Origin of the sequence: Pseudomonas sp. NFPP02 (assembly GCF_900119355.1) — a bacterium.
Lineage (GTDB): Bacteria > Pseudomonadota > Gammaproteobacteria > Pseudomonadales > Pseudomonadaceae > Aquipseudomonas > Aquipseudomonas paracarnis.
The window spans coordinates 182,451-205,145 of sequence record NZ_FPJI01000001.1 but is presented as its reverse complement, the minus strand read 5'-3'; the positions used below and the strand labels follow the sequence as shown (position 1 = coordinate 205,145).

At 60.8% G+C, this 22,695-nt stretch carries 23 protein-coding genes and 1 riboswitch; of the genes, 12 read left to right on the top strand and 11 right to left on the bottom strand.

From position 1 onward, the window contains the following. Positions 1–16 precede the first annotated feature (16 nt). Together madL and madM are read left to right on the top strand one after the other, a co-directional pair. A complete protein-coding gene (madL, locus tag BT204_RS00930) occupies positions 17–409 on the top strand; it encodes a malonate transporter subunit MadL (protein ID WP_032894763.1) in 393 nt (130 codons plus the stop codon). 5 nt (positions 410–414) lie between these two features. Beyond that, the gene (madM, locus tag BT204_RS00925) at positions 415–1,179 is read left to right on the top strand and encodes a malonate transporter subunit MadM (RefSeq protein ID WP_003195023.1); all 765 of its coding nucleotides are present in this window, start codon (positions 415–417) and stop codon (positions 1,177–1,179) included. Between the two features lie 124 nt (positions 1,180–1,303). Here madM and BT204_RS00920 read toward each other — a convergent pair whose 3' ends face one another. After that, entirely contained in the window at positions 1,304–2,218 is a 915-nt protein-coding gene (locus tag BT204_RS00920; protein WP_014720307.1) for a LysR family transcriptional regulator, read from the bottom strand. A 145-nt stretch (positions 2,219–2,363) separates the two neighbouring features. Between BT204_RS00920 and BT204_RS00915 the strand changes: the two genes are divergently transcribed. After that, positions 2,364–2,981 (top strand): PAQR family membrane homeostasis protein TrhA, encoded by a 618-nt coding sequence (locus BT204_RS00915; RefSeq protein ID WP_072445582.1) that lies wholly within the window; start codon positions 2,364–2,366, stop codon positions 2,979–2,981. 31 nt (positions 2,982–3,012) lie between these two features. Here BT204_RS00915 and BT204_RS00910 read toward each other — a convergent pair whose 3' ends face one another. Next, entirely contained in the window at positions 3,013–3,915 is a 903-nt protein-coding gene (locus tag BT204_RS00910; RefSeq protein WP_034128925.1) for a LysR family transcriptional regulator, read from the bottom strand. Between the two features lie 107 nt (positions 3,916–4,022). Between BT204_RS00910 and BT204_RS00905 the strand changes: the two genes are divergently transcribed. Genes BT204_RS00905 through BT204_RS00895 form a run of 3 tightly spaced genes read left to right on the top strand, consistent with a single transcriptional unit; the run spans position 4,023 to position 6,553 of the window. Beyond that, complete coding sequence (locus BT204_RS00905; protein WP_054897562.1) at positions 4,023–5,264, top strand: D-amino acid dehydrogenase; 1,242 nt, start codon at positions 4,023–4,025, stop codon at positions 5,262–5,264. Positions 5,265–5,274: 10 nt separating this feature from the next. Further along, a complete protein-coding gene (locus tag BT204_RS00900; protein WP_034128923.1) occupies positions 5,275–5,625 on the top strand; it encodes a RidA family protein in 351 nt (116 codons plus the stop codon). A gap of 25 nt (positions 5,626–5,650) precedes the next feature. After that, positions 5,651–6,553, top strand: coding sequence for a transporter substrate-binding domain-containing protein (locus BT204_RS00895; protein ID WP_054897561.1), 903 nt, complete (start codon positions 5,651–5,653; stop codon positions 6,551–6,553). Between the two features lie 74 nt (positions 6,554–6,627). Here BT204_RS00895 and BT204_RS00890 read toward each other — a convergent pair whose 3' ends face one another. Further along, complete coding sequence (locus BT204_RS00890; protein ID WP_054897560.1) at positions 6,628–7,347, bottom strand: 16S rRNA (uracil(1498)-N(3))-methyltransferase; 720 nt, start codon at positions 7,345–7,347, stop codon at positions 6,628–6,630. A 137-nt stretch (positions 7,348–7,484) separates the two neighbouring features. Continuing rightward, positions 7,485–8,891, bottom strand: a complete 1,407-nt coding sequence (locus tag BT204_RS00885) for an adenosylmethionine--8-amino-7-oxononanoate transaminase (protein ID WP_034128920.1) — start codon at positions 8,889–8,891, stop codon at positions 7,485–7,487. Positions 8,892–9,163: 272 nt separating this feature from the next. On the opposite strand from BT204_RS00885, the gene BT204_RS00880 reads away from it, so the two are divergent. Continuing rightward, on the top strand, positions 9,164–9,715 hold the full coding sequence (locus tag BT204_RS00880; RefSeq protein WP_014720299.1) for a cytochrome b: 552 nt from the start codon (positions 9,164–9,166) through the stop codon (positions 9,713–9,715). 32 nt (positions 9,716–9,747) lie between these two features. Then, positions 9,748–10,347: a YceI family protein gene (locus tag BT204_RS00875; RefSeq protein WP_014720298.1), complete on the top strand. Its 600-nt coding sequence runs from the start codon at positions 9,748–9,750 to the stop codon at positions 10,345–10,347. 142 nt (positions 10,348–10,489) lie between these two features. On the opposite strand, the gene BT204_RS00870 is transcribed toward BT204_RS00875, so the two are convergent. The 5 genes from BT204_RS00870 to ahcY all read right to left on the bottom strand — a co-directional run bounded on the left by BT204_RS00870 (position 10,490) and on the right by ahcY (position 17,058). Continuing rightward, the gene (locus BT204_RS00870) at positions 10,490–12,373 is read right to left on the bottom strand and encodes an RNA helicase RhlE2 (RefSeq protein WP_054897559.1); all 1,884 of its coding nucleotides are present in this window, start codon (positions 12,371–12,373) and stop codon (positions 10,490–10,492) included. A 222-nt stretch (positions 12,374–12,595) separates the two neighbouring features. Further along, positions 12,596–13,399 carry a substrate-binding periplasmic protein gene (locus tag BT204_RS00865; RefSeq protein ID WP_034128918.1) on the bottom strand — a complete coding sequence of 268 codons (804 nt, stop codon included), beginning with the start codon at positions 13,397–13,399 and terminating at the stop codon, positions 12,596–12,598. A gap of 63 nt (positions 13,400–13,462) precedes the next feature. Beyond that, positions 13,463–14,545 carry a hypothetical protein gene (locus tag BT204_RS00860; RefSeq protein WP_034128917.1) on the bottom strand — a complete coding sequence of 361 codons (1,083 nt, stop codon included), beginning with the start codon at positions 14,543–14,545 and terminating at the stop codon, positions 13,463–13,465. A gap of 79 nt (positions 14,546–14,624) precedes the next feature. Further along, entirely contained in the window at positions 14,625–15,470 is an 846-nt protein-coding gene (gene metF / locus BT204_RS00855) for a methylenetetrahydrofolate reductase [NAD(P)H] (protein ID WP_034129073.1), read from the bottom strand. Positions 15,471–15,648: 178 nt separating this feature from the next. Further along, positions 15,649–17,058, bottom strand: a complete 1,410-nt coding sequence (gene ahcY / locus BT204_RS00850; protein ID WP_034128916.1) for an adenosylhomocysteinase — start codon at positions 17,056–17,058, stop codon at positions 15,649–15,651. A 21-nt stretch (positions 17,059–17,079) separates the two neighbouring features. Next, positions 17,080–17,186: riboswitch (S-adenosyl-L-homocysteine riboswitch) on the bottom strand. Between the two features lie 198 nt (positions 17,187–17,384). Between ahcY and BT204_RS00845 the strand changes: the two genes are divergently transcribed. Both BT204_RS00845 and BT204_RS00840 read left to right on the top strand, forming a co-directional pair. Further along, positions 17,385–17,789 (top strand): acyl-CoA thioesterase, encoded by a 405-nt coding sequence (locus BT204_RS00845; RefSeq protein WP_034128915.1) that lies wholly within the window; start codon positions 17,385–17,387, stop codon positions 17,787–17,789. A gap of 76 nt (positions 17,790–17,865) precedes the next feature. Further along, positions 17,866–18,753: a formate/nitrite transporter family protein gene (locus BT204_RS00840; RefSeq protein ID WP_034128914.1), complete on the top strand. Its 888-nt coding sequence runs from the start codon at positions 17,866–17,868 to the stop codon at positions 18,751–18,753. On the opposite strand, the gene BT204_RS00835 is transcribed toward BT204_RS00840, so the two are convergent. Continuing rightward, the gene (locus BT204_RS00835) at positions 18,747–20,006 is read right to left on the bottom strand and encodes a cation:proton antiporter (protein ID WP_034128913.1); all 1,260 of its coding nucleotides are present in this window, start codon (positions 20,004–20,006) and stop codon (positions 18,747–18,749) included. The two genes, BT204_RS00840 and BT204_RS00835, sit on opposite strands and share 7 nt — an antisense overlap. A gap of 103 nt (positions 20,007–20,109) precedes the next feature. Between BT204_RS00835 and BT204_RS00830 the strand changes: the two genes are divergently transcribed. Together BT204_RS00830 and BT204_RS00825 are read left to right on the top strand one after the other, a co-directional pair. After that, positions 20,110–20,943, top strand: coding sequence for an EamA family transporter (locus tag BT204_RS00830; RefSeq protein WP_054899037.1), 834 nt, complete (start codon positions 20,110–20,112; stop codon positions 20,941–20,943). A gap of 29 nt (positions 20,944–20,972) precedes the next feature. Further along, complete coding sequence (locus tag BT204_RS00825; RefSeq protein WP_034128911.1) at positions 20,973–21,359, top strand: MAPEG family protein; 387 nt, start codon at positions 20,973–20,975, stop codon at positions 21,357–21,359. A gap of 124 nt (positions 21,360–21,483) precedes the next feature. Here the strand turns inward: BT204_RS00825 and BT204_RS00820 are convergent, their stop codons facing one another. Next, a complete protein-coding gene (locus tag BT204_RS00820) occupies positions 21,484–22,677 on the bottom strand; it encodes a murein transglycosylase A (protein WP_072445581.1) in 1,194 nt (397 codons plus the stop codon). Positions 22,678–22,695: the final 18 nt, after the last annotated feature.

Below are 22,695 nucleotides of genomic sequence, written 5' to 3'. Positions count from 1 at the left end.
TTTGAGGACAACAACCATGATTATCTACGGTGTGGCTTTTTTGGCGTTCTGCACGCTGGCAGGGCTGTTTGTGGGTGAACTGCTGGGCAAGCTGTTGGGTATTCCGGCCAACGTCGGCGGGGTGGGTATTGCCATGCTGCTGTTGATCGGCCTGGGCAGCTACTTGAGCAAACGCGGCCTGTTTACCGGCAAGTCTGAGCAAGGCGTGAGTTTCTGGGCAGCGGTGTATATCCCGATTGTGGTGGCGATGGCTGCCCAGCAAAACGTGTATGGCGCCATCAGCGGTGGGCCTATGGCGATTCTGGCCGGGACCCTCGCCGTGGTGCTCGGCTTTGCCCTGGTGCCCGTGCTGGTGCGTATCGGTAACCGCGAGCCGGTTGCTCCTGTTCCCACCAAAGAAGCCGGGTGATCGCCATGTACGAATCGATGATGAAAGTGATCACCGGCTACGGCTTGATCAGTGGTTTCGCCGTGATCGGCCTGACCATGTGGGTGTCTTATTGGATCTCCGATACCTTCACCAAGGGCCGCCTGCATGGTTCGGCCATTGCCATTCTGCTGGGGTTGGCGCTGTCGTATGTGGGCGGTGCGTTTACCGGTGGTTCCAAGGGCGTGGTGGATATTCCACTGTTGTCGGGCATCGGCCTGCTCGGTGGTGCGATGTTGCGGGACTTTGCCATTGTCGCCACGGCGTTTGGCGTGAGTGTCGATGAGCTCAAGCGCGCCGGCTACGTGGGTGTACTGGCGCTGTTTGTCGGCGTGGGCTCGTCGTTCGTTGCCGGGGTAGGGGTGGCGATGGCGTTCGGGTACACCGATGCGGTGAGCCTCACCACCATCGGCGCCGGGGCCGTGACCTATATCGTCGGCCCGGTGACCGGCGCGGCGATTGGGGCCAGCTCCGAGGTGATGGCGCTGTCCATTGCCGCGGGGTTGATCAAGGCCATTCTGGTGATGGTGATGACGCCGTTCGTGGCGCCGCTGATCGGGCTGAACAACCCCCGCAGCGCGGTGATCTTCGGTGGCTTGATGGGCACCTCCAGCGGTGTGGCGGGCGGCCTGGCGGCGACTGATCCGAAGCTGGTGCCTTATGGGTGTTTGACGGCGGCGTTCTATACGGCCTTGGGGTGTTTGCTGGGGCCGTCGTTGTTGTTTTTGCTGATGCGTGGGTTGGTGGGCTGATAGGGGATGATCGTTCCCACGCTCCGCGTGGGAACGCCTCTTGTGACGCTCTGCGTCACGGTCAAAAAGCGGACGCGGAGCGTCCTAAGCTGCGCTCCCACGCAGAGCGTGGGAGCGATCGTCCTCAGCTTTGGCGATTGGCGTACATCCGACACTCCGCCAACAACGCCAGCAAGTTCGGATCGCGCTCCTTGGCTTTCAGGAACACCACACCGATCTGCTGTTGCAAGCGATACCTGGGCTGCAACGGTATCAGCTTCACGCGGTTCTCATACACCGCTGCGATACGTCCTGGCAGCAGCGCATAACCCACCCCTGAACTGACCATGCTCAGCAAGGTGAAGATATCGTTCACCTGCATCGCCACCTTCGGCTCGAACCCGGCCTGATGGAACACCCGGTTGCCGTCCTGATGCGTGGCGAATCCCTGCGTGAGGGTGATGAAGGTGGCATCGCGCACGTCGGCCAGGTCGATTTCCTGATCGCGGTCCAGGGGCGAATCGGCCGGGGTGGCGAGGAAGATGTCATCGCTGAACAGCGCGATCTGCTCGCAGTCGGGGTCGTGGGCGTGTTCGTCGAGGGAGATGAGAATCGCGTCCACTTCCATGTTCTTGAGCTTATAGAGCAGGTCGAAGTTGGAGCCCAGGATCAGGTCGATATTCAGTTCGCTGCGCCGGATTTTCAGGCCCATGATCAACTGTGGCACGGTCTTGACCGTCAGCGAATACAGCGAGCCGAGCTTGAAACGTTCGGCCGAGAACCCAGCGGCTTCGCGGGTCAGGCGCACGCTGTCGACCACATCAGCCACCAGTTTCTGCGCACGCTCTTCGAGCACGTAGGCGCTTTCCAGCGGAGTGAGGTTGCGACCCTCGTGTTTGAACAGCGGGCAGCGCAGGGCACTTTCCAGGGAGTGAATGGCGCGGTGCACGCTGACATTGCTGGTTTGCAACTCGGCGGCGGCGCGGGCCAGGTTGCCGGTGCGCATGAACGCCAGGAAGATCTCCAGCTTCTTGAGGGTGAATTCTTCGTCGATCAGCATGGCCTTGGGCTCTTGTTCGATTGCACTCGATTGTGCCCGTAAACGCGGCTGTCGTCGCCGGAACGTCACGTGCCGCTTGCACTCTGATGCGCAAGGCTGGACGCTTGTCCGCCTGTTCTTGAGGGTTACGGGAGGTCAGTGACAGATGTACCACGGGGAACGATTCAACGCCTGGAGCCATTTGCTCGGTGCAGTCGCGGCCTGTATTGGCGCCGTGTGGATGTTGGTAGTGGCGAGCCTGGACGGCAGCCCCTGGAAGATCGTCAGCGTGGCGATTTATGGCTTTACCCTGATGGTGCTGTACAGCGCGTCGACGGTGTATCACAGCGTGCGGGGGCGGCGAAAAGAGATCATGCAGAAGGTCGATCACTTTTCCATTTACCTGTTGATAGCCGGCAGTTATACGCCCTTCTGCCTGGTGACCCTGCGCGGGCCGTGGGGCTGGACGTTGTTCGGGATTGTGTGGGGGCTGGCGGTGATCGGCATCCTGCAGGAGATCAAGCCGCGTTCGGAGGCGCGGATTTTGTCCATCGTGATCTACGCCGTGATGGGCTGGATCGTACTGGTAGCGGTCAAGCCGCTGATGGCGGCGTTGGGTACGGCAGGGTTTATCTGGTTGGCGTCCGGTGGGGTGCTGTACACCGTAGGCATTATCTTTTTTGCCCTGGAGGATCGCTTGCGCCATTCCCACGGCATCTGGCATTTGTTTGTGATTGGCGGCAGCCTGCTGCATTTCGTGGCGATCATGCATTACGTGCTCTGATTGTGGGAGGGGGCAAGCCCGGCTCCCACACTTAAAGGCGTTCCAGTAGCACCTGGGCGCGGCGACCAAAAATCTCTAGCAACTTGGCCAGCATATGCGGTGGAGGTTCGTTGGCACGGGTCAGCGCGTAGAGAGTGATTGGCAGCGGCGGGGTGAGCGTTCGGATATGGGTGGTGGCCGTTGAAGCACCCAATGCTGTGAACGGATCGATCACGGTCAGGCCCGCGCCGGATTCGACCATCGCGCGGGCCAGTGAGTAGGTCTGCACCGAAATCGTCACGCGTGGTGGCGGGTCGACGCTTTCCAGATAACTCTCCAGCTTGGCGGCCAGCGGGTCAGCGCTGGAGAGGCCGATCAAGGGCGCGCCGGCCAGTTCGGCCAACGGCAGGGGCTGATGCCGTTCGGCATCGGGCCAATAGCCTTTGGACGCCAATGCCACCAACACCCCGTTGGCCAATACTTGAGTGGTAAGCCCCGGATGCCCGGAAAAGTTGAGCGTCAGCGCCAGGTCGATCTCGCGCATCAACAGCTTTTGCACCAGCTCGTGGCTATGGTCACTGGACAGTTCACAGGCAATGTCCGGGTAATCGCGCTTCCATTCCAGGACCGCCGGCGGTAGCAGCGCCAGCGCCAGCGCCGGGATTGCGCCGATGCGAATGCTTTGTCCCGGTTCGCGGCGCAAACTTTTCGCCAGGCGCCGCACGCCTTGCAGGCTTGCGCTGACTTTCTCGACTTCGCGTTCCAGCGCCAGGGCTTCCGGGGTGGGTTGCAATTTACCCCGTACCCGCAGGAATAACGCAAAGCCCAACTGCAACTCGGCGTGCTGCAGCACTTTGGTCACCGCCGGTTGCGAGACGTGCAGCAACTGCGCGGCGGCACTGATGGAGCCGGTCTGACGGATGGCCTGGAAGATTTCGATATGACGCAAGCGCATGGCGAGTCCCATAACCTTTGTTTATAGGTGAGCCATCTTTATTCATTGTCGGTGACCTGTCACCTGGCTCTACGCTGAGCGCTCTTAATCAACGGTTGGGGGCTGGGATGGCCAGGCAGGTTTGCATCATCGGCGGTGGGGTTATCGGCTTGGCCAGCGCTTATGCGTTGGTGCGGGCTGGCCATGAGGTCACGCTGATCGATGCCCGTGGCACCTTGGGCAGCGAAACCAGTTTTGCCAACGGTGGGCAACTGTCCTATCGCTATGTTGCGCCACTGGCTGACGCGGGCGTGCCCTTGCAGGCAATCGGGTGGTTGTTGCGTGGCGACTCGCCCTTGAAGTTGCGACCTCGCCTCGACCCACAGCAATGGCGTTGGATGGCGGCCTTTATCGGCGCTTGCCGGGGTTCGGTCAACAGGCGTAACGGTGCCCATCTTCTGCGCCTGGCTACCCTGAGCCAGAGCACGTTACAGCAGTGGCGCGAGGATGATCGCCTGGGCGGCTTCGACTGGCGGCGCAACGGCAAGCTGGTGATGTTTCGCAGCGCCAGCACCTTTGAACATGCCCGCGCCAAGGTCACAAATTTCCTGCAGCAACAGGTGTTGTCGTCTGTTGAGTGCGCTCGCCTGGAGCCCGCACTGGCGGCCGGTGGCTTTGTCGGCGGCATCTACACGCCGAACGAGGAAGTGGGGGATTGCCACGCTTTTTGCCGGCAATTGGCGGCCCGGCTTGAGGCGTCGGGGCGTTGCAGGTTCTTGCTCGGGCGCAAGGTCACCGGGCTGCGCCATGCTGGCGGTGCGGTGCAGGCCATCGAACTGGGTGATGAGGTGATGCCAGTCGAGCAACTGGTCCTGGCGGCCGGTTATCGCAGCGCTGAGTTGGCACTGCCGGGGCTGTCACTGCCCTTATACCCGCTCAAGGGCTACAGCTTGAGCGCGCCGATTGGCCCGCAACACAAGGCGCCGAATGTGAGCATCACCGACTACGACCGCAAGATCGTCTACGCGCGCCTCGGCGAGCAACTACGGGTCGCGGCCATGGTGGATATTGTGGGATTCGATGCCGGCCTTGAGCCTTCGCGCCTGGCGTTGATAAAGCGCCAGGCAGTAGAGACATTTCCCCATGCAGCTGACTACGTACACGCGCTCGAATGGGCTGGCATGCGCCCGGCCACGCCAACGGGCGTGCCGCTGATTGGCGCCAGTCGCTATCGCAACCTGTGGCTGAACCTGGGCCACGGCGCGCTTGGCTTTACCCTGGCCTGCGGCAGCGGCCAATTGCTGGCCGAATTGATCGACCAGCGCACCCCTTCCATTGATATGCAGGGCCTGACGCCCCGCGCCGCTTGAGGATGCAGCCATGACCATTACCCGAATCAACAGCAACGAACGACTCAGCGGTGCCGTGACGTTCAAGGAACTGGTGTTCCTGTCGGGCCAGGTGCCGGGCGACGGCCTGGATGTGGCTACCCAGACCCGGGAAGTGCTTGCCAGAATCGACACGCTGTTGGCCGAGGCGGGCAGCGATAAGGACCACTTGCTCAACGCGACGATCTACCTGAAGGACATCGCTGCCGGTTTTACGCCGATGAATGAAGTCTGGTCCGCATGGCTCTCGCCAGGCATGGCGCCCACGCGCACTACCTTGCAAGCAGAGCTGGCGCGGCCGAGTGTGCTGGTGGAAATCAGCGTGATTGCAGTCCGTAAATAACCTCAAAGACCCACGGAGAATAACAATGAAAACAATCCTGTTGACCGGCTGCGCGCTGGGGCTTTTGTTGAGCGCACAGGCCCATGCAACCGAAGCGCCACTGGAGGGCACTTTGAGCAAGATCGCCAGCGCCAAGTCCATCACCCTTGGCTACCGCGATGCGTCGGTGCCGTTTTCCTACGTGGGGGATAACAGTGGTAAACCGATGGGCTACTCGGTGGACCTGGCAAACAGGATTGTCGAGCGTATTCAGCAGAAAACCGCAGTGGGCGACCTCAAGGTGAAGTACAACCTGGTGACGTCCCAAACCCGCATCCCGCTGGTGCAGAACGGCACTGTCGACCTGGAGTGCGGGTCCACCGGCGTGACGGCTGAGCGCCAGAAGCAGGTGGCATTCTCCTACGGGTTTATCTACGTAAAGGGCCAGTTGCTCACGGCCAAGGACAGCGGGATCAAAGGCTTTGCCGACCTTGCGGGCAAGAATGTGGTGACCACTGCCGGCACCACCAATGAGCGCTTTCTCAAAAGTTATAACGCTGAACACAAAGCCAATATGTTCGTGATCAGCGCCAAGGACCATGGCGAAGCGTTCAAGATGCTCGAGACTGGCCGGGCCGTAGCGTTCTATATGGACGACGCGTTGCTCTACGGCGAGCGCGCCAAGGCCAAGGACCCGCATCACTGGGTGGTCGTCGGCGAGGAGCAGTCGCGGGAGATCTACAGCTGCATGGTGCGCAAGGATGACCCGCAGTTTCTCGCGGTGGTCAACGAAACCCTGGGCGAGCTGTACCGCTCGGGAGAGATCAACGGGATTTACCAGCGCTGGTTCGAGCAGCCGATTCCGCCCAAGGGCTTGAACCTGGAGTTCCCGATGACCAGCGAGTTGAAAGCGATCATCGCCAAGCCGGTGAGTGACCCAGTGGAGTAAGCCTGGGGTAACCCGATAAAACTGTGGGAGCAGGCAAGCCAGCTCCTACAGTTGATTGGGTTTACAGGGTGAGGTTAGAAGTCGCCCCAGAGTTGTTGGGCGACGGAGAGTGCGACGACGGGCGCGGTCTCGGTACGCAACACCCGCGGGCCGAGGCGAGCGGCGTGGTAGCCGGCGCCCTGGGCGGTCTCGACTTCATTGTCGGTGAGCCCACCCTCGGGGCCGATCAAGAACGCCAGGCTCGATGGCTTGGCGTGGCTGATCATCGGTTCTGCCACCGGGTGCAGCACCAGCTTCAAATCCGCCTCGGTTTGCTTGAGCCAGTCTGCCAGCAAGAGCGGGGGGTGAATCACCGGCACCGTCGAACGCCCACATTGCTCACACGCACTGATTGCCACCTGGCGCCAGTGCAGCAAGCGCTTGTCGGCGCGTTCGTCTTTGAGGCGCACTTCGCAGCGCTCGCTGAAGATCGGTGTGATGGCATTGACGCCCAGTTCAGTGGCCTTCTGGATCGCCCAATCCATGCGCTCGCCCCGGGACAGGCCCTGGCCGAGGTGAATATGCAGGGGCGATTCGGCCTGGCCGGCAAAGCTATCCGTGAGTTGCACGGTGACGCGTTTTTTACCGACTTCCAGCAAGGTGCCACGAAACTCCTGGCCGGAGCCGTCGAACAATTGCACGGCATCGCCTTCACTCATGCGCAGCACACGGCTGATGTAATGCGCCTGGGCTTCGGGCAGTTCGTGGTCACCGAGACTCAGCGGGGTGTCGGTGAAAAAGCGGGACAGTCTCATGTCTGTTCTCTGAAGAGGTTGTTTATGTAGGAGCGAGGGGGACGCCTAGTTCTTGCTCGCGAAAAATGTACATCCGACGCAGCGGTGCGCCTGGAATGCCTTCGCGAGCAAGCTCGCTCCTACAAGGATTTCGGCAATCAACCCGGATCACGGAAGCCCGGGTGAAAATCTTTGGGCACCGCCACACTGACCTTGCTGTTGGTGGCGATATCTATCCCCTCGCTGGCCACCTCGGCCAGAAAGTCGATCTGCTCCGGGGTAATCACATACGGCGGCAGGAAATACACCACGCTGCCCAGTGGCCGCAACAGCGCCCCGCGCTCCAGCGCGTGCTCGAAGACCTTCAGGCCACGGCGCTCCTGCCACGGGTAGGCGGCCTTGGTGGCTTTGTCCTGCACCATCTCGATGGCCAGCACCATGCCGGTCTGGCGCACTTCGGACACGTGAGGATGGTCGACCAAGTGCGCGGTGGCGGTCGCCATGCGCTGGGCCAGGGCCTTGTTGTTTTCGATGACGTTGTCTTCTTCAAAGATATCCAGCGTCGCCAACGCTGCCGCACAGGCCAGCGGGTTGCCTGTGTAGCTGTGGGAGTGCAGGAAGGCACGCAGGGTCGGGTAGTCGTCGTAGAAGGCGCTGTAGACCTCTTCGGTGGTGACCACGGCGGCCAGTGGCAGGTAACCGCCGGTGAGCGCCTTGGACAGGCACAGGAAGTCCGGGCGGATGCCGGCCTGTTCACAGGCGAACATGCTGCCGGTGCGGCCAAAGCCCACGGCGATCTCGTCGTGGATCAAGTGCACGCCATAGCGGTCGCAGGCTTCGCGCAGCAGCTTGAGGTACACGGGGTGGTACATGCGCATGCCACCGGCACCCTGGATCAGCGGCTCGACGATCACGGCAGCGACGGTGTCGTGATGCTCGGCCAGGGTCTGCTCCATCGCCAGGAACATGTTGCGCGAGTGTTCTTCCCAGCTCATGCCTTCGGGGCGCAGGTAGCAGTCCGGGCTCGGCACCTTGATAGTGTCGAGCAGCAACGCCTTGTAGGTCTCGGTAAACAGCGGCACGTCGCCCACCGACATCGCGGCGATGGTTTCGCCGTGGTAGCTGTTGGTGAGGGTGACGAAGCGCTTTTTGTTCGGCTGGCCGCGGTTGAGCCAGTAGTGGAAGCTCATCTTCAGCGCCACTTCGATGCAGGACGAACCGTTATCGGCGTAGAAGCAGCGGGTCAGCCCTTCGGGCGTCATCGCGACCAGGCGTTCGGACAGCTCGATCACCGGTTGATGGCTGAAACCGGCGAGGATCACGTGCTCCAGCTGATCGACCTGATCCTTGATACGCTGGTTGATCCGCGGGTTGGCGTGGCCGAATACGTTGACCCACCAGGAACTGACGGCATCGAGGTAGCGCTTGCCTTCGAAGTCTTCCAGCCATACGCCTTCACCGCGCTTGATGGGCACCAGGGGCAATTGCTGGTGGTCTTTCATCTGGGTGCAGGGATGCCACAGCACCGCGAGGTCGCGTTGCATCCACTGGTTATTCAAGCCCATCGGTGATCTCCTCGAAGCGGTCCTGCGGCGGGCGCAGGCGAAACAATCGCGCAAGCCTATGCAATGGTGGCTTGGGTCACAAGCCATTGTGGGGAAATTCGCGGTAAATGCAGGACGGTCTGTCACGTTTCCCAGGGATAGTCTTAATCCCTTGTTAATTTATGATGCCTAGCCTCGTTATCGTATTTTTCGATATTTCAAAGCAAAATTTTCCGCTTTAATTCGATAGGTAAAGCGCTAGTCTTGGGCACAGTTCTTACGGGATTAAGTACATGCAGCTACGTAATTCGCCGGCCCGCTATGGTTGGGTCAGCATGGTTCTGCACTGGGGTGTAGCCCTGGTGGTGTTCGGTTTATTTGCCTTGGGCTTGTGGATGGTCGGACTCGATTACTACAGCGCCTGGCGCAAAGATGCGCCCGACTTGCACAAGAGCATTGGCATCACGCTGTTCGCCATCATGCTGGTACGGATCGTCTGGCGCCTGGTCAGTCCGCCGCCTCCGCCGCTGGCCAGCTATAGCCGCATGACGCGGATCGGTGCCGCATTTGGGCACGCATTTCTTTATGTTGGGCTGTTTGCCGTGATGATTGCCGGTTACCTGATTTCCACCGCAGACGGTGTCGGTATCCCGGTGTTTGGCCTGTTTGAAATTCCTGCCGTGGTTTCCGGTCTACCGGACCAGGCAGATACCGCCGGTTGGGTGCACCTGTACCTCGCCTGGGTGTTGGTGGTCTTCGCTGGCTTGCACGGCGTGGCGGCACTGAAACACCATTTTATCGATCGTGATGCGACCCTTGCGCGAATGCTGGGACGCAAAGCCTGATGTTCAACCTCGACTCACAAGGAATAGAAAGCATGTTGAAAAAAACACTCGCTGCGCTGGCAATCGGTTCTGCCCTGCTGTCCGCAGGTTCGGCGATGGCCGCTGACTACGTGATCGACAAGGAAGGCCAGCACGCCTTCGTCGATTTCAAAATCAGCCACCTGGGTTACAGCTACATCACCGGTACCTTCAAGGACCTGGATGGCAAGTTCAGCTTTGACGCCGCCAAGCCCGAAGACGCCAAGATTGAAGTCAACGTGCGTACTGCCAGCGTGTTCTCCAACCACGCCGAGCGCGACAAGCACGTCAACAGCAAGGACTTCCTGGAGTCGGGCAAATTCCCTGATGCCAAGTTCGTTTCCACCAGCGTCAAGCCAACTGGCAAAAATGCTGATGGCAAGCTGACTGCTGATGTGACCGGGGACCTGACCTTCCACGGCGTGACCAAGCCGATCCTGGTCAAAGCCACGTTCCTGGGCGAAGGCAAGGATCCATGGGGCGGCTACCGTGCCGGCTTCGAAGGCACCACCAACATCAGCCGCAAGGAATTCAACAAGGACGGCATGGACGTAGGTCCACAGTCTGACAACGTGCAGTTGTACATCACGTTTGAAGGTGTGAAAGCGAAGTAATGCTTCGTATGTAGGAGCGAGCTTGCTCGCGAAGGCCGCAAGGACACCGCGTTAAACCAGGATGCCCGCGTTATCGTTGACGACCTTCGCGAGCTAGCTCCTACAGGCAAAAAAAACCCGTATCTCACGATACGGGTTTTTTTTATGCTTCGCGGTTGCGAGTCAGCAGCGCTGGTTTCTCACCACGAGGGCGGCCTGGCAGTTGATCCAACTGCTCAGGTGTCGGGAAGCGATCCGCTTTCGACTCCTTGTGGATGATCTTCGGCGCCGGGCCACCCCGTGGGTTTTGTACTGCAGGCTCGGACGAGCGAGGCTGATCGTCACGGGCAGGGCGGCGGTTGTTGCTGCGTGAATCTTCGCGACGGGCCTGGCCGTCACGCGGTGCGCCATTGCGCGGGCCGCTGCGCTTGGCAGGCGGGGTACCGGTGGTGCCGCCGCTGCTGTTACGCGGGGCGTTCTGGCGACCGCCCTGTGGCTGGCCGCTACGTGGAGCGCCTGCGCCCTGGGCAGGAGCCCCTGGACGACGGCCACGGCCCTGGGCCGGCTTGGCCTGGGGCACGTAGTCGACGCGGTTACCGAAGTTATCGATATCGTCGTCAAGGAACTCGTCCGGGGCGCGGTCGGCCGCGGCGCGTGGCGGCTGGCTCGGCTGGCGCTGTTCGCGGGCCGGGGTGCCTTCACGGGGCTTCTGCTCACGGGCCGGGCGTTCGCCACGGCTGCTGGTCGCGGATTTTTCCTTGCCCTTGTCCTTGCCTTTGTCGCGACGACCACCGCCACCACCGCCGCCGTTCGGGCCATCGCCCTTTGGACCACGTGGGTTGCGCGGGTTGCGCACATCCGGACGCTCGCGCGCTTCTGGCTTCTCGGCCTCCACGGCGCTGGCATCGAAGCCCATCAGGTCGCCATCGGCGATTTTCTGCTTGGTCATGCGCTCGATGCTTTTCAGCAGTTTTTCTTCGTCCGGCGCGACCAGCGAAATGGCCTCGCCCGAACGACCGGCACGGCCCGTACGGCCGATACGGTGCACATAGTCTTCATCGACGTTTGGCAGCTCGAAGTTGACCACGTGTGGTAACTGGTCGATATCCAGGCCGCGTGCGGCGATATCGGTGGCCACCAGGATACGCACGCTGCCGGCCTTGAAGTCGGCCAGGGCTTTGGTGCGCGCGTTCTGGCTCTTGTTGCCGTGGATGGCGACGGCGGTGAGGCCGTGCTTGTCCAGGTACTCGGCCAGGCGGTTGGCGCCGTGCTTGGTGCGGGTGAACACCAGCACCTGTTCCCAGGCACCCTGGGTGATCAGGTGCGCCAGCAGCGAGCGCTTGTGGCTGGCGGCAAGGCGGAACACGCGTTGCTCGATACGCTCGACCGTGGTGTTGGGCGGCGTGACTTCGATGCGCTCCGGGTTGTGCAGCAGCTTGCCGGCCAGGGCGGTGATGTCGTTGGAGAACGTTGCCGAGAACAGCAGGTTCTGACGTTTGGCCGGCAGGCGGGCGAGGACCTTTTTCACGTCATGGACAAAGCCCATGTCGAGCATGCGGTCGGCTTCGTCCAGCACGAGGATTTCCACGTGGGACAAATCGACGCTGCCTTGGCCGCACAGGTCGAGCAAGCGACCCGGGCAGGCCACCAGTACATCGACGCCACGGGACATGGCCTGAACCTGAGGGTTCATGCCGACGCCGCCGAAGATGCAGGCGCTGACGAACTTCAAGTCGCGGGCATACAGCTTGAAGCTGTCGTGCACCTGAGCGGCGAGTTCGCGGGTTGGGGTCAGGACCAGTACACGCGGTTGGCGCGGGCCGTGACGTTGGGATTTGTCCGGGTGACCGTTGGGAAACAACCGCTCTAGGATCGGGAGGGCGAAACCGCCGGTTTTACCAGTACCTGTCTGAGCCGCGACCATCAGGTCGCGACCTTGCAACACGGCGGGAATGGCCCGCTGTTGCACCGGAGTAGGCTCGGTATAGCCCGCTGCCTCGATGGCGCGGACTAAAGCCTCGGAGAGACCGAGGGAAGCAAAGGACATGAGTAATCCTGTTTTAGTTAGGGCTTGGCCCAAAGGGATAATCTTGCCGGGCGTGAATGGCGCTTAGGGGAGCGCAACCCCGTCCGGTCCTGCTGCGTCTGGCGGGCACTCCACCGGCTCGCGCGGGCTGCAAAGCTGCGCAGTAGCTGGGTTGGGTGCCGTTTTCAAGACCCGAGCGGCCGGGCGTAAGCCTGGCGGAAAGGCCGCAGTATAACAGAGCAATCACTGCGCGCTGCTTTCCTGCTGCTCAACGGCGTGTTCGGGGGCTGGTATGGGTGCCGTTTGCTCGTGCATCCGGCCATATTTGGCGCTCAATGTGGCATAGGCGGGCTCTTGCTTGAAGCGCTTGAGCTCGGCGGCAAAGCGTTGCACCAGCAGGTCCATGCCTGCGCCACGGCGTACCGCAAGAAATTGCTGCTGGCGGCTGACCACCACCGATGCCTGGCTGACTTTACCTTCCAGGCCCAGGGCCTTGAGCACGTGGTGCCCCACGCGCCGGTCAGTCACCACCATATCGACGCGCCCCAGCATGAGTTTGCCAAAGTTGGCTTCATGGCTGGGGGCGGGTTCGCGCTGGAAGGTGTTGGACTTACTGAACGCGTCGCCATAAAGGTAGCCAGGGGAAACGCCAACGGTCAGGCCGCGCAGGTCGTCGAGCGTGGCGGCGGGGTGAGGGCGTTCGTTGGCATAGAACAAGACAAATTCGACTTCCGACAACGGCTCGCTGGGATAGAGCAGCAACGCGTCGCGCTCCTGGCTGTGAAAGATATCCAGCGCGCCGTCGGCGTGGCCCTGCTCGAGCATCGCCAAGCAGCGCTTCCAGGGCAGGAACTGCCATTGCACCTCCACCCCCAGGCGCTGGAACACGATCAGGGTGGTTTCATAATCCAGGCCGGCCATGGTGCCGTTGTCTTCGTAGACATAGGGCGCCCAGGGTTCGGTGACAATGCGCAGTTTCTCGCCATGAGCGGCCAGGCTCAGGCAAGAAAACAGCACAGCGGTCAACAGCTTGAAGAGGACGGGCATACCCTGAGGTTACGACGCTCCCCGAAGAAAGAGAAGCTCTGGCACGCGCATTGGCGGGCGGTCTTACTTCGCGGGAGCGTTCAGCAGGTGTTCGTGGATCGCGGCCCGGCGCTCACCCAGAATCAAACGCACCACGGGGTTGGCGAACCAGTGTTCCAACTGGTGGGCATCAATCGGGCGCTTCTGGCGTTCTTCCTGGTTTTGTCGGGCCTTGTCCCACCAAACCGGGCCGCACGCCTGGTCGAACTCGTTTTCGTGTTCGTAGCAGCCGTAGAGAATCTCGCGGATGAACTGTTGCTGATGCTTGGGCAGCAGCAGGGTGATCAGCTTGTACATCAAACGCTGCAAACGCGGCGGGCGCGGCAGGTGCGAGGAGACTTGGCGCGTATCGGCCAGGGCTTGCACACTGGTGGGCGCGCTGGCGTGCTTGGCGATCCACGCCTTGACCTTGGCCCGGAACAGCTGTTTGCGGCTCCAGTAGTGGTGGATCAGGTCCGGGCACTCGCGCACCTTGAGGGTACGGTAGGCGGCGATGGACAGGCAGAACTCTTCCAGGGTGTAGGCGCCCTGGGCGTGGGGGAACAGTTCATCCATCAACTCGATGGAGTGGTCGAGGATGTGCGCATCCTGTTGGGTCAGGCCCATGACGCCGGAGTTGAGGGTCATCATGTCATCGTCGGCCACGCCCATGTCCAGCAGGCGCTGGCGCAGGGCGGTGTAGAGGATGCTTTCGTGATTGTCGCCGTACTTGGTGTAGAAAGCGTTGCACAGCAGGGTGCCGGGCTGTACGCGTTCGAACAGGGCCATGGGCGAATGATGGAAGAAGGTGTCGGTGTCGATGAGCAATGCTACCGGGGATTCTTGCAGCACCTGGCGCAGCACCACGTGTTTGGTGCGAAAGTGATAGCCGTGGGGCTCGCTCCAGCGTTTGCGGGTGGCCTCGTCCAGCGGGCGGACGCGCACCGGCAGCAAGCGATAGGGTTCGGGGTTGTCGCTGAATACCTGAATGTCGATGTTCGCGTCCGGCGTGTCCTGCAGGAATGCCAGTGCGCTGGCGATGCTGAATACGGCTTCCTGATGGTAGGTGTCGGCGCCGAAGACCAGGTAGACCAGTTGCGGGCGGGACGTCGAGGGCACTGTATTCATGGACTGCGGGGTTCCGTGGGTAACGTAAAACGACAAAGGCCCTCGTCAGAACGAGGGCCTTGGTACAACCGGTCAAGCGTTAACGTGGCAGCTTGAGGTTGTTCCAGATGGCAAGGCTGGGTTCAGCCTGGTTCAGGGTATAGAAATGCAACCCTGGTGCACCACCTTGCAACAATTGCTCACACATCTCGGTGATGACCTGCTCGCCGAACGCCTGGATGCTTTTGACGTCATCGCCATAGGCTTCCAGTTGCTTGCGCACCCAGCGCGGGATCTCGGCACCGCAGGCGTCGGAGAAGCGCGCCAGCTTGCTGTAATTGGTGATCGGCATGATGCCCGGCACGATCGGGATGTTCACGCCCATCGCCCGTACACGCTCGACGAAGTAGAAGTAGCTGTCGGCGTTGAAGAAATACTGGGTGATCGCACTGTCGGCGCCGGCATTGGCCTTGCGCACGAAGTTCTGCAAATCGTCTTCGAAATTGCGCGCCTGGGGGTGCATCTCCGGGTAAGCGGCTACTTCGACATGGAAGTGATCGCCACTTTCTTCGCGGATGAAGCTCACCAGATCGTTGGCGTAGCGCAGCTCACCGCTGGCCATGCCCATACCCGATGGCAGGTCGCCACGCAGGGCAACGATGCGCTTGATGCCGGCGGCTTTGTATTGGGTCAGCAGGCTACGCAGGTCGGCCTTGCTGTCGCCCACGCAGGACAAATGCGGAGCGGCGGGAACTTTGACTTCACTTTCAAGCTGCAACACGGTGTTGATCGTGCGATCACGGGTCGAACCGCCAGCGCCGTAGGTGCAGGAGAAGAAGTCAGGGCTGAAGCTGGCCAACTGCTTGGCAGTTGCCATCAGTTTTTCATGCCCAGCATCGGTCTTGGTCGGGAAGAACTCGAAGCTGTAGCGACGGTCTTGGGACATGGTCATACCCTTGGAAACTCGAAAGCCTGGAAGGCATACACAATCGATGCGGGTGCCTGGCTTTCTGTGGGAGCTGGCTTGCCTGCGATAGCATCCGCTCGGTGTTACTGGAACACCGAGGCGTCTGCATCGCGGGCAAGCCCGGCTCCCACAGAAGAGCCGGCGCCAGCAAGGCCGATCAGTAGCGGTAAGCGTGCGGCTTGAACGGGCCTTCAACCGTCACGCCGATGTAGTCGGCCTGGGTCTTGGTCAGTTGAGTCACCACGCCGCCGAAGCCGCGGACCATTTCCAGGGCCACTTCTTCGTCGAGTTTCTTCGGCAGTACTTCCACAGTCAGGCGCTCGGCTTTCTGGGCTGGCGACAGGTCGGCGTACTTCTGTTCGAACAGGAAGATCTGCGCCAGCACCTGGTTGGCGAACGAGCCATCCATGATGCGGCTTGGGTGACCAGTGGCGTTGCCCAGGTTCACCAGGCGGCCTTCGGCCAGCAGGATCAGGTAGTCATCGTTCTGTGGGTCGAAATCACCAGCGCCGGTACGGTGAACCTTGTGTACCTGCGGCTTCACTTCTTCCCATGCCCAGTTCTTGCGCATGAAAGCGGTGTCGATCTCATTGTCGAAGTGACCGATGTTGCAGACAACGGCGCGCTTCTTCAGGGCCTTGAGCATGTTCGCATCGCACACATTCACGTTACCGGTGGTGGTGACGATCAGGTCGATCTTGCCCAGCAGGGCTTTGTCGATGCTGGCTTCGGTGCCGTCGTTCTGGCCGTTGATGAACGGCGAAACCACTTCGAAACCGTCCATGCAGGCTTGCATGGCGCAGATCGGGTCGACTTCGGAGACCTTGACGATCATGCCTTCCTGACGCAGGGACTGGGACGAGCCCTTGCCCACGTCACCGTAGCCGATCACCAGGGCTTGCTTGCCCGACAGCAGGTGGTCGGTGCCGCGCTTGATCGCATCGTTCAGGCTGTGACGGCAGCCGTACTTGTTGTCGTTCTTGCTCTTGGTCACCGAGTCGTTGACGTTGATGGCCGGGATTTTCAGCTCGCCCTTGGCCAGCATGTCCAGCAGGCGGTGTACGCCGGTGGTGGTCTCTTCGGTCACGCCGTGGACGCGGTCGAGGATCTGCGGGTATTTCTTGTGCAGCAACTCGGTGAGGTCGCCGCCGTCGTCAAGGATCATGTTGGCATCCCAAGGCGCGCCATCTTTGAGGATGGTTTGCTCCAGGCACCACTCGTACTCTTCTTCGGTCTCGCCTTTCCAGGCGAATACCGGGATACCGGCAGCAGCGATAGCGGCAGCGGCCTGGTCTTGAGTCGAGAAGATATTGCAGGACGACCAACGCACTTCGGCACCCAGAGCAACCAGGGTTTCGATCAGCACGGCAGTCTGGATGGTCATGTGGATGCAGCCGAGAATCTTGGCGCCCTTGAGCGGCTGCTCAGCGGCGTACTTGCGGCGCAGGCCCATCAGGGCTGGCATTTCGGATTCGGCGATAAAGGTTTCGCGACGGCCCCAGGCAGCAAGGGACATGTCGGCGACTTTGTAGTCGTTGAAATCTGCAGGCGTCATTACAGCGCTCATAGAGAGCCTCCATTCGTAGTGTGCGAATGGGCGCCGTTGTGCGTTTAGTATCAGGCCAGGGCAACCAGGCCGGACAACGCCCCATCCGAGCCTGACAGGTTGAACCTGCTGCAGCGCCCCTCGGACAGGTGGCGGGAGAACGGTATCAATCGAAGATGACCGTTTTGAAGCGGAGGCGATTATAGCCGTGTAAGCGGCACTTCCCAAGCCTTTCTGTCGGCGGCATGAAGATCGTTCATGGGCTTGATAGCTAATGGTTCATAGAGCTTGGGTCCTTGCTCTGCCATGATGTTGCCTATCATTTGGCAAGACGCTTTGGAGTGACCATGAACTTCCACACCCGCAAATGGGTAAAACCCGAAGACCTCAACCCCAACGGCACACTGTTCGGCGGCAGTCTGTTGCGCTGGATCGACGAAGAAGCGGCCATCTACGCCATTGTCCAACTCGGCAACCAGCGCGTGGTCACCAAGTACATCTCGGAAATCAACTTTGTCAGCGCCTCGCGCCAGGGCGACATCATCGAGCTGGGGATCACGGCCACCGAGTTTGGTCGTACCTCTATTACCCTGACCTGTGAAGTGCGTAACAAGATCACGCGCAAAAGCATCCTGACGGTAGAAAAAATGGTCTTCGTCAACCTCGGCGAAGACGGTTTGCCCGCGCCTCACGGCCGTACAGAGATCAAGTACGTCAAGGATCAGTTCCAGGAAGACGGCCTCAGCGAGTAATCCCGCGCAGGACCAGTGAACGCTCTTCATCAACCATAGGTCGTACCTGAACATCGCCCCCCGTTCAGGTATCACCATGGCTACGCAAGAAGACGGCAAGACCCCCAACCTGTCCCAGGAAGAGCAGCAGGACGTCGACAAGAACCAGCCGCCCCGCGCAGCGGTATTGCACGAAATCATTCGTACCCAGGGCGACCAGGAGCTGGAGCGCAGTGTCGCCGCGTTGTGGTGGTCGGCCTTGGCAGCCGGGCTGACCATGGGCTTGTCACTGATGGCCATGGGGCTGCTCAATTCACGCCTGCCTGAGGGCGAAGCCTTCAAGGTAATTGCCAGCTTCGGCTACTGCGCGGGCTTCCTCGCGGTGATCCTGGCACGCCAGCAACTGTTTACCGAAAACACCCTGACCGCCGTGCTACCGGTGATGAGCAAGCCAACCCTGGCGAATGCCGGGCGTCTGTTGCGGCTGTGGTCAGTGGTGCTGGTGGGCAACCTGTGTGGCACCTTGCTGGTGGCATACGTGATGCTGCACCTGCCGATCTTCGATACCAAGACCGACCTGGCCTTCCTCGAGATCGGGCGCAAGGTCATGGAGAACGACCCCGCGCAGATGTTCGCCAAGGGCATCGTCTCCGGTTGGATGATCGCCACCATGGTCTGGATGATCCCGTCGATGGAGAGTGCCAAGCTGTGGATCATCATTCTGATCACCTACTTCATGGCTCTGGGTGACTTCACCCATATCGTCGTCGGTTCAGCCGAAGTGTCCTACCTGGTATTTGCCGGCGAGTTGCCATGGAAGGATTTCTGGCTGGTCTTCGCCGGGCCGACCCTGGCCGGCAACATCATCGGCGGCAGTTTCATCTTCGCGTTGATCAGCCATGCGCAGGTTCGCAGCGAAAGCAGCCTGCCAGGTAAAAAGGCTGCGGACCCGAGGCATCCGCAGCAGATCAACAAGGATCAGTGATGCTCAGGCGTGGCCTGGGGTTCGTCCCGGGTCACGTGCTTGACCAGCTTGCCGATGCTCAACCCCTGCAACAGGATCGAAGACAGCACCACGATGTAGGTGATGCTCAGCAACAAGTCACGCTCCGGGCCCAGAGGCAGGGCCAAGGCCAGTGCCACCGAAACCCCGCCGCGCAAGCCACCCCAGGTAAGGATACGGATAGTGCCGCGCGGTACCGTGCGCCAACGGCGCAGCAACAGGATCGCCGGGGCCACGGTCAGCAGGCGCGAGAGCAGGATCGCCACTGCCAGCAGGCTGGCCGCGAACACGTGCAGCCAGTTGAATGGCAATAGCAGCAGCTCCATGCCGATCAGCGCAAACAGCAAGGCATTGAGCATGTCATCGAGCAGTTCCCAGAAACCATCCAGGTAGCGACGCGTCATGTCGTTCATCGCCAGTTTGCGCCCCAGGTTGCCGATGATCAGCCCCGCGACCACCATCGCAATCGGTGCGGACACATGCAGCTCCGAGGCCATGGCCGAGCCGCCGATCACCAGGGCGAGGGTCAGCATGACTTCGATCTGGTGCTGTTCGATGCTCTTGATCATCAGGTACACGAGATAGCCGATCAGCCCGCCAAACAGCACGCCGCCAATGGCTTCGTGGGCAAACAGCATGGCCGTGGCGCTCACGGTGGGCGTCTCACCCAACTGCGCGATACCCAGCAGTACGGTAAACACCACCACGGCGGTGCCGTCATTGAACAGCGATTCGCCGACGATGGTGGTTTTCAGCGGTTTGGAGGCATTGGCGGTCCGTAGCACGCCGAGCACCGCAATGGGATCGGTAGGGGATATCAGGGCACCGAACAGCAGGCAGTAAAGGAAACTCACGTGCCAGCCAAACAGGGCGAAGATGTAGTACGCCAGGCTGCCGATGACCACGGTGGCGATCAATACGCCAAAGGTTGCCAGCAGGCCGATGGGCCAGCGGTAGCTGCGCAAGTCGTTCAAGTTGACGTGCAAGGCGCCGGCGAACAGCAGGAACGACAGCATCCAGTTCATCAGCAAATCGCCGAAGTCGATCTGGCCGATCAACTGCTGGATACGTTCTTCCAGGCCTGGGTAGCCGAGCACGCTCAGGCCTTGCAGGATCAGCGAGAACAACAGTGCGGTGACCATCACGCCAATGGTGGGCGGCAGGCCGATGAAGCGGAAGTTCACATAAGTGAGCAGGGTGGTGAGGCAGATGAAGGCGGCGACAAGTTCAAGCATCCGGGGTCCTTGGAGCAGGGAAATATAGGCGCACGGGGTGCGTCGAATCGGTAGTTAGTATAAACAGGTGCTGTTACATGACGTATCAATTAAGGAGGTTCTGGTGGTAGCGACAGCCCTGGTGCTGGTAGCGGCGCTGTTGCATGCGACGTGGAACACCTTGATCAAGTTCAGTGGCGAGCGCCTTTTAGTCATTGCCTGCATGGACAGTGTGGCACTGCTGTTCGTGGTATTCGCGGTGGGCTTCGTGTCCTGGCCGCCGCTGGACATCTGGCCGTGGATCATTGCTTCTGCGTTGTTTGAGTTGCTCTATCGCTATTTGTTGATCCAGGCCTATCGGGTGGGTGACCTGGGCCTGGTGTATCCGTTGATGCGCGGTTTGTCGCCGCTGGTGGTGCTGGTGCTGACCCTGGTGTTTGCCGGCGAAGTATTGAATACCCAGCAGATTCTGGGGATTCTGCTGATTCCGTTCGGCATGGTGTGCCTGCTGTGGCAGGGCGGCGGCGGTGACCGGTTGCCCTGGTCGATGCTACCGGTGGTGGTATTGATTGGTCTGTGCATCGGCTGCTACACCTTTCTGGACGGGCAGGCGCTGCGGCGCTGGTCGCATCCGCTGGATTATCTGGTGTGGCTGACGCTGATCAGCGCCTGGCCGTTTCCGTTGCTGGCGCTGGTGCGCAAGCGTGCGGCCTTCAGCCTGTTCTGGCGCACCCAGTGGCGGTTGGGCTTGAGCGTGGGGCTGTGCGTGTTGTTGAGCTACGCTTTGGTACTTTGGGCCATGCAGTTGGGCTCGATTGCCGAAGCCGCCGCGCTGCGCGAAGTCAGTGTGATTCTGGTGGTGCTGTTCGGCATGCGTTACTTGAAAGAACCTTTTGGCCGTCCACGGCTCATAGCCTGTGGGTTGGTGTTGATTGGCATGTTGGTGATGAAACTCTAACCGTCGGATAAAACTAAAAGGAATCGGTGATGACAGTCGCTTTATGGTGTGTATTGATCGCAATCTTTCTGCCGTACATTTGCACCGGTGTGGCCAAGTTCAGCACAGGCAAGTTCGGGCCACGGGATAACCACGACCCGCGTGCCTTCCTCGATAGCCTGGAAGGCGTCGCCAAGCGTGCTCATAGCGCGCAACTCAACAGTTTCGAAGTGACCCCGGCGTTTGCCGCTGCAGTCATCATTGCGCACCTGGCCGGCAACGCCGAACTGGTGACGATCAACGTGCTGGCAGTGCTGTTTATCACCAGCCGCCTGCTGTACATCATTTGCTACCTGGCGGACTGGGCGATCTTGCGTTCGCTGGTGTGGGCCGTGGGTATGGCGTTGATTGCGAGTTTCTTCTTCGTTTCGATGTAAGGGGTGTTGTAGGAGCGAGCTTGCTCGCGAAGAACGTCAACGATAACGCGTGCTTCCTGAGTAAGCGCGGCGCCTGTGCGTTTTTCGCGAGCAAGCTCGCTCCTAAAAAAAGCGCCAGTGATTGTCAGGTTCCGGCAGGCGCATCCGGCACCTGGGGCAACGCCGCGCCTTTGGGCCACAGCATCCAGATCTGCCCTTGCTGTTTCATATTCCCCGCCAACTCGCCTGCGGCATTGCCTGTGCCCCAGAACAGATCTGCGCGCACTTCTCCGGTGATTGCGCCGCCGGTATCCTGCGCGGCGACGGGGCGTGCCAGTGGCGTGCCGTCTGGTTTGGTGGTCGACAACCACAACAGGCTGCCCAGCGGAATCACCTTGCGATCCACTGCCACACTGTAGCCAGCGGTCAATGGCACGTTCAGCGAACCGCGCGGGCCTTCGTTGCTGTCGGGGCGGGCGCTGAAGAATACGTAGCTGGGGTTGCTCGCCAACAGTTCTGGAATGCGCTGCGGATGGGCCTTGGCCCAGGCGCTGATGGCGCCCATGGTCACGTCTTCTTTTTTCAGTTCGCCTTGTTCCACCAACCAACGGCCAATAGGGCGGTACGGGTAGCCGTTCTGGTCGCCGTAACCCACACGCAGTTGACGCCCGCCGGCCAGTTGAATACGCCCCGAGCCCTGGATTTGCAGGAACTGCAGGTCCATCGGGTCGGTCAGCCAGGCGATCGGCTTGGCGGTAGAGCCTTGGCTGTTTAGGGTGCTGGCGTCGTCATACGGCTTGAGCACACGGCCTTCCAGGCGCCCGCGCAGGCGCTTGCCCTTGAGCTCCGGGTAGATGCTGTCGAGGTTGACGACAATCAGGTCGTCCGGCACGCCGTATACCGGCACGTGGGCGGTGGCGGTCTTGGTCAGGCTGCCGGGGTAGACCGGCTCGTAATAACCCGTGATCAAGCCGTTTGGCGTGTTGTTGGCCGAACGCAGGCCGAAGACATCCAGGTGTTCCTTGAGAAAGCTACGAACCGCTACGGCATCGCCCGGTACGCTGGCCGCTGTCGCGCAGGTCGGGCCCCAGATCGGGTCGGCCTTGAGACGCTGGCACGCGCTGCGCCAGGATTCAAACCCGGCGAGCAAGTCGCTGTCGGAAACGCTCGGCAGGGCTTCCCATGGTGCGCTCACATAGGTGGCAACGGCGTGAGGTTTGGTTGGCTCCTGGGCAACTTCTTTATCGGTGTCTTTACCGGCATCGCAGCCGGCCAGTAGCGCAAACATTGGCAGAGCCCAAGCCAGGCTGCGGCCCCAGGGTTTGAAGGTGACATTCATGCAAGCAATTCCTGAAAA